This is a genomic window from Phytobacter massiliensis JC163 (assembly GCF_000321045.1).
In the GTDB taxonomy this organism is placed as follows: domain Bacteria; phylum Pseudomonadota; class Gammaproteobacteria; order Enterobacterales; family Enterobacteriaceae; genus Phytobacter_A; species Phytobacter_A massiliensis.
The window spans coordinates 67883-74164 of the sequence record NZ_HE578952.1 but is presented as its reverse complement, the minus strand read 5'-3'; the positions used below and the strand labels follow the sequence as shown (position 1 = coordinate 74164).

At 47.4% G+C, this 6282-nt stretch carries 8 protein-coding genes; 5 read left to right on the top strand and 3 right to left on the bottom strand.

Going from position 1 to position 6282, the window contains the following annotated elements; all coding sequences use genetic code 11:
• Positions 1-60 precede the first annotated feature (60 nt).
• Complete coding sequence (locus ENTHG_RS23365) at positions 61-498, top strand: EAL domain-containing protein (protein WP_044185865.1); 438 nt, start codon at positions 61-63, stop codon at positions 496-498.
• Between the two features lie 1359 nt (positions 499-1857).
• Here ENTHG_RS23365 and ENTHG_RS25610 read toward each other — a convergent pair.
• The gene (locus ENTHG_RS25610; RefSeq protein WP_154657541.1) at positions 1858-2019 is read right to left on the bottom strand and encodes a hypothetical protein; all 162 of its coding nucleotides are present in this window, start codon (positions 2017-2019) and stop codon (positions 1858-1860) included.
• Position 2020: 1 nt separating this feature from the next.
• Positions 2021-2464: a hypothetical protein gene (locus ENTHG_RS23355; protein WP_044185862.1), complete on the bottom strand. Its 444-nt coding sequence runs from the start codon at positions 2462-2464 to the stop codon at positions 2021-2023.
• Positions 2465-2677: 213 nt separating this feature from the next.
• Here ENTHG_RS23355 and ENTHG_RS23350 point away from each other — a divergent pair, with 213 nt between their 5' ends.
• From ENTHG_RS23350 to ENTHG_RS23335, 4 genes are all read left to right on the top strand, one after another.
• Complete coding sequence (locus tag ENTHG_RS23350; protein WP_071825940.1) at positions 2678-3070, top strand: SOS response-associated peptidase family protein; 393 nt, start codon at positions 2678-2680, stop codon at positions 3068-3070.
• 575 nt (positions 3071-3645) lie between these two features.
• Complete coding sequence (locus tag ENTHG_RS23345; RefSeq protein ID WP_044185860.1) at positions 3646-4422, top strand: TraX family protein; 777 nt, start codon at positions 3646-3648, stop codon at positions 4420-4422.
• Positions 4423-4514: 92 nt separating this feature from the next.
• Positions 4515-4901: a hypothetical protein gene (locus ENTHG_RS23340; protein WP_044185858.1), complete on the top strand. Its 387-nt coding sequence runs from the start codon at positions 4515-4517 to the stop codon at positions 4899-4901.
• 171 nt (positions 4902-5072) lie between these two features.
• Positions 5073-5393 carry a hypothetical protein gene (locus ENTHG_RS23335; RefSeq protein ID WP_044185856.1) on the top strand — a complete coding sequence of 107 codons (321 nt, stop codon included), beginning with the start codon at positions 5073-5075 and terminating at the stop codon, positions 5391-5393.
• A gap of 581 nt (positions 5394-5974) precedes the next feature.
• On the opposite strand, the gene ENTHG_RS26245 is transcribed toward ENTHG_RS23335, so the two are convergent.
• The coding region (locus tag ENTHG_RS26245; protein WP_222860431.1) for a hypothetical protein at positions 5975-6282 on the bottom strand (308 nt) is incomplete at its 5' end.

Here is a 6282-nt window from a genome sequence, read left to right as displayed (position 1 = left end):
GGTTAACGTCAGTGTAAGCGACCTTTCACGCACAGGTTTTGCCGTAAACCTGTCAAAAAAATGCAGGGTGCTGGCCTGCCCGCACACCTGCTCGGACTGGAATGTCTGGAAAACGAAATCGTCACCGAGAATACCGAGGCTCTGACCAATATGGCCGAGTTACGTGAACTGGGATTCAGGATCCTGCTGGATGATTTTGGCGCAGGTTACAGCAATATTGGTTATCTGCGCCGTATGCCTGCCGATATTATCAAACTGGATAAATCACTGATCGGTGGCATAACTAAGGATTCAGGCAGCCGCATCATAGCCAGTAGTATCATTCGTATGCTGAAACATCTGGATTATGTGGTGGTTGCCGAAGGTGTCGAAGATGCAGTTACAATGGAGTTGCTAAAAAAATATGGATGCGACGAGGCTCAGGGATTCTATTTCTCCCGGCCACTGCCACCGGCAGCGCTGGAAGCATGGCTTAATAACACTTCTTCCCGAGAATGAACTGAACTCTCCTCATTAACTCGGCTCAGGCGTCTAGGGCAAACACATTGCCTTGATAGAAGAAAACAGTACTTTCGATTAGATCCTTAGGATTTAGCAATGTTTGCAAATCTGAATCGATAACTCTGATACCCTTTTGGCCTGCGTGGCTTAGCAGGGTGATTAAGCTTTCTTGTTTGAGATGACAAAAATATCCTTTCGTCACGAATCAAATGTCCGCTTCTCGCTCATAGCGGACATTCACTCGCCACTTACTTTCTTACCTCAAGCCCTGAGAAGTTATAGCAGCTTAAGGAGATATTTTTTGCCTGTCAGCCCGTCGACACCGGCTAAGGCAAAAATGTAAAGGCAGGCCATTACCGTTATCTGTCCGTTATACTGCCAGGATAATAACGATGCAGCGGACAAACGCTGCTGGAGAGAAGATTCAGGCGGCAGAAGGGGTGTCTACTGCCGCCTTTTTTTGTCTGCTGTCAGCCCTGAATATTTCCGCAAGCCGTTCGCAGGCCAAATTATCATCCTTCATCCCAGCCCGGAGAGCGGCAGGCACAGGCAATCTTGCGTCCTGTATCAACCTTATCTGATGATTCGGTTCGCGTTCCGGACGGATGAGAAGCCGTAAAAAGCGTCTGCGCGGTACGTAGTGGGGCTGGGCACTCACTTCAGGCGCCAGCATATATTATGGCAGTCCGGCATGGACGGGCGCCTTCTGCCGCAGCGCCGCCGGATAGTCGATGGCTATCGGTAACTGGGTCAGCTGATGCAGAGGAGGTGTGTAGGAAACAAGGCCGCTCAAAGCTTCATATTCACCGTATAGTCCAGATCTTCAGACGGTTTTTCGGTATTCGATGGCTTCTTTAGCTCTGCGACGTCGTTCATTTCGCCACACCCCTGTCTGCTTGCTAATAATCCTAATATTATTTATAGGTTTATAACCTTTAACTAATACTATTGTTAATAGGAGCTTAGTTTGGAAAAAATTCTTTTAGAATATCTTCTTTCTTATTTTCAAAAATCTTAAGATCATCATTGTCATCCCTTCCCTTCATGTAAATGTCTTTTTCCTTATCGAACCCTTTATCCCCAACCATAAATAAAGCCATGAGGTAATCAGCATCATTAATTCCATCGGTTTTTTTAATGATATAACTTTCCTGTAGCAGGACTCTTCGTAATCACCAACCCGATCTTTCAACATACACTCATGCAACAGCAAAGAAGGGCTTTCATTTTTCCTGTTAAATGATTCAAGTACAAAAATCGCTTTTTTATACTCACCTGTTGAAGATAAAATTCCAGTATACATCCTAACGACATTAATGTTCTCTGGATCGTCATGATAAAGAGAAGACAACCTATTTAATATGGATTTTTTTGATCATCATCAGTTGAGCTGACATATTCCTTTAGCAATAAAGAAGCTTCTCTTGTTGAATTCTCATGTTTATTTTCAACAGCATAAGCATTCATTGCTAGTAACAGAAACATTAAAATAACACTTACAATTTTTTTAGAAATCATATTAGTTCCTATCAAACTGGGTTAATACTATTTTTCTTTTCATAGATGGCGGAAAAGGAACGGCGCTACCAACATAACCTCCATCATAAATATAACCAGCCTCGATCTCTATTTCAGGTAATGAAAGATCTTTCTTGTGGATTTGAAATTTAGCAGAGCCGATAAGATATTCATTAATATCTATAACAAAAGATTCACCTCTATGCCTGTCAAGTTTATATACCTTATTATTTAAAAGATCTTTAACGTTACACCAGAACAAAACGCTACCACTTCCGGCAGCCCTTGCAGCGGTTGTTTTACCTGTGGCTGATATGTATACGCTTTTCCCATTTGGTATATTTTCTTCAGTTACATTAAGGTTAATTGAATAACTCGCGTGAGGACCAACACCTTCAATCCTTAAATCTGCAATCTGTGAATAATTAAAACTTTTCGTTTTCACAAACCTTTTCCCTGTATAGTTTATCTTGTGTAACTTACAAATTAGCCAATTTTGTTAAGTTACACAAGATAAACTATCGAATAAAATTCTTTATTTATACATACTCATCCCGCGCCCGCGCTGCCGTTTCGGTGTGCGCTCTCCTAGTCACGTTACCGCTGTTGCAGGGCGATCAACACAGTTTTGCCTGCTGCTCCCGCTCCTGCCGCTCAAGTGCCCGCTGGCGTTCGGCGACGGCTTCTGTCACGACCATATAATGATGCTCGAACCTTTTTTATCTATCATCATTCACGCCGGCCGCTGTTTATGGCGGTACTTGGCCGCGTAATTTTTAACACTGAGCATGGTCAGGAAGGTTTTGTCATCCTGACATCTTCCAGTGACCAGGGAATAGTGAATATCCACGACAGGCGCCCCGTTGTTCTCACACCGGAAGGTGCAAGAGACTGGCTTATTCAGGATGTCGCCGAAGAAGAAGCCTGTGAAATTATCAGGCGTTCCGCCGTTTCTGAAAGCGAATTTTGCTGGCACCGGGTGGGTGTTAAGTTTGGTAGTCCACACAACCAGGGGGCTGAGCTGATTGAAGAGATCAGGGTAGCGCAATAATAGCTGCAAACTTCTCCTGGCGGTTGTCAGTCAGGTGACATGCATGTCAGCATGGAATAATGTCACCTTCTTCGAGGCAGCATATTGTTCGTCAACGTCATTTGCATAAAACCCGGAAGCAACAAAAAGGATCGCGAGAGGTAAGCCATACTGAACATGAATATGATTACAGTAATCGTCTGTAATAACAATTGATAATTCAGAAAAGGAAAATAATATAAAAACTCACTCTGATTCTGGCTGAAAATTGTATGGATCAGGTTGTACGCATTGCAAACTTGTGAGTAATTAAAGTAAATCCTAAATGCTCGGTTTTTGCACTCAAGAATTTAAGTTATCTGCCGTTTATAGTATAATTAACGGAGAAGAAAATGAACAGTTTTTACCATTTCAAAACAGCACTACATCTTAAACAAAAAATGAAGCTATGCTGATTTTAAGGGGCAAGACAGAACCTGTCGCCCGAAAAATTATGGAAAAAGCAAAGATTCGGGTTCCTGAGTATAAAGGCCGGATGTTCTGGCAATGGGCTCAGAATTTTATTATCAGGACATGCAAGATGAGTGAGGAAAATAATGCCAGCATGGACTCACGGAAAAATGATACCGGAATGGAAAATACGCAGCAGCCTGTCACTCAGTCCGGGCGCGATCGATATGGTGAAGCTCCTGGCGCTGATATCGATGATAATCGACCACGTCAATACCGTACTGATGCCGGTCCCCCGTCCGGAGCTGTATGCTCTGGGACGGGCAGCATTCCCGCTGTTCACCGTTATCTGGGCCATGCACGTCACTCACGCACCGCAGCGGCTGCAGCACCGGGCAAACCGGCTCTGGGTATGGGCCCTGGCGACGCAACCGGTATTCACACTGACGTTTCAGGGCCACGTACCCTGGTATGCGCTGAATATCCTGTTCGTGTTCGCCAGCGCCACGCAGCTACTGGCGTGGCACTACCGGGCGGGCCAGCGGGGCATTTTCACCGGCATCGGTCTGATGTGCCTGCTGGCATGGCCTCTGATGCCGGCAAGCTACGGAATCCCTGGTCTTGTGCTGGCGTTATCACTGGCCGTCTGGCTTTCGGATTTCTCCACATCGCCAGGAATCGGCCTGAGTTATCTGTCTCTGCTGGCCCTGTTGCTGCTCAACGGCGCGTCACATCTGCTGGACAATACGCTTTCTGCGCTGATCTACGCCATTCTGCCCACACTGTTTTTCCCCCTGGGAGCAATCAGACTGGCTGTATCTGTCTGTCCGACCGGGACCCCCCGGTTTATGCCCGGCAGGTTCTTTTATCTGGCCTATGTAGGTCACCTGGCCCTGCTGTTACTCATTCACACTGTCATATAATGGCGTGCCGTTTCCAGCGGATACTGGCAGTGCGTTTCACACTGGCTGCTCTTACCATACCCGCTGGGCCGGGGATGCTTCTGGAATGATATATGAATCCGTCTGATCATGATCTGAATCGCTCACGTCTCCCCCGCATGACCCGATACCGGTGCGTGCAACTGAATATGACTGAAGCAGAATATTTCTGCTCTCTTCCCATGGCCGAGTGTGTCCCGATGCATATTCCGGCGTTCATGACGCTGGCAGTAAGATGTCGTCGTTCTGAAGGGCTGACGCTACCGGAAACAACCGATCTTCTTGATGACATCATGTTCTACATCGCAATGTTTGGCCTGTTCCTGGAAACAGGCAGGACTAAGCACCCGGTTGAACTGGTTAAAGCGCGCTACCGGCAGGCAGTGTGTGATCCGGCAATGTATGCTGCCTTAATGGCTGTTGGTTGTCCGGTGAATATACAGACCAGACTGCAGGGCTGAAGAGTTTCCTTTCAGGATGTTTTGCTATTGAGGGTATATCTTTGTCAGAAACCGGCGCACTCATAATGGGAAGGCAGTCATCACACAATGGCTTATGTAAACAACAGAATACGGGTCATTGTTGATGCTGATTGATCAGGATATAACCTTCTCAGACACAGGGGGAAAATAATGGCCATTAACGAAAATGACTTACGAAAGGCGGGATTTACGGAACGCGAGGTGGAAAATTTACACAATCGCCTGACCCGTACCGGCGGAACCATGGACGAACTGATTAACGCACTTTCACGCAGATTACAGGTTTCATCCTGGCTTACTGTAATTCTTTTTTTGATAATGCTTGTTGCCATTTTCAGCGGCAACCGTACACATATGATTTCGGGCGGTGTGAGTGCAGTTGTCGTGCTGCTGATTGCCTGGTGCACTTTGCCGCCCATGCTTGCCTGGAAGGCCCGGCAGCTGCATAAAGCTAATTCGCGTCAGGTTTAACAGAGAGCAAATCCAGCACAACTTTCGCCTGAACGTCCAGCCGGGAATCTTAAGCGCAATCATACGCGGAGGTGTGCTGCTCGCTCTTCTGAAGAAGTCCGGTTTGGTCCAGTACCAGAGCCGGTGAGCGGTGCGAACGGGCTCACTGAATGCCGCAACGCGGCATGGAGGCGCCTGGTGATGTTCTATATGGCAGTTAAGCTAACGGCGCCGTCACCCGGCGAAGCCGGCTGCATGACAGAAAATCCCTGTTAACCCCCCCGTCCTGCAAAGCCATAACCCACTAAAAACTGCTCATAAGCCGCTGTGCGCGGTCGGAGTGGTCACGGCAAGGCCGGAGGCCGCCGCCGGGGCGTATCTCCGCGTGTGAGCGTTTACGCGAGCTACGAGCGTGTTTGAATAACTTACCGCAGCACGTCTGAAAGCGATACGGTGTTTAGTTACATCATCCCTCTTAAAGCGGCACTGTTCCGGGCCTTCGGCCCGGGGCGGCGTCGGTTTAGCAGGGGGCAGGTATGTATGCGGTGCCGGGTTCTGGCCAGAACCCGGCCCGACGCTTGCGACGGGAGGTACTTTTGATTTTATTCTGAGCGCGCGGCCGTGAGGCCGCTGCATGCGAAGACATTTTTCGTTATCCACAGAGTGGCCGCAGACAAAGATCTGCTCTGGAATGAAATGAACAGAGAGATAAAAAAGGTGAAGTTAGACTGTTTTGCGGAATGTCTTTTATTAGTTTCCGGGTTAATTAACTTATTCGTTTGCGGATTTCTGTGTAAAAAAATGAGACAGTGGCCATTGCGGCCCATAACGACAGGCAGAACGTAATGGTGACCGAAAGGAGAAAGGGGGGGAGGGTGAAAAATGAGCAGAATGGCCGAGAAAAACCAGC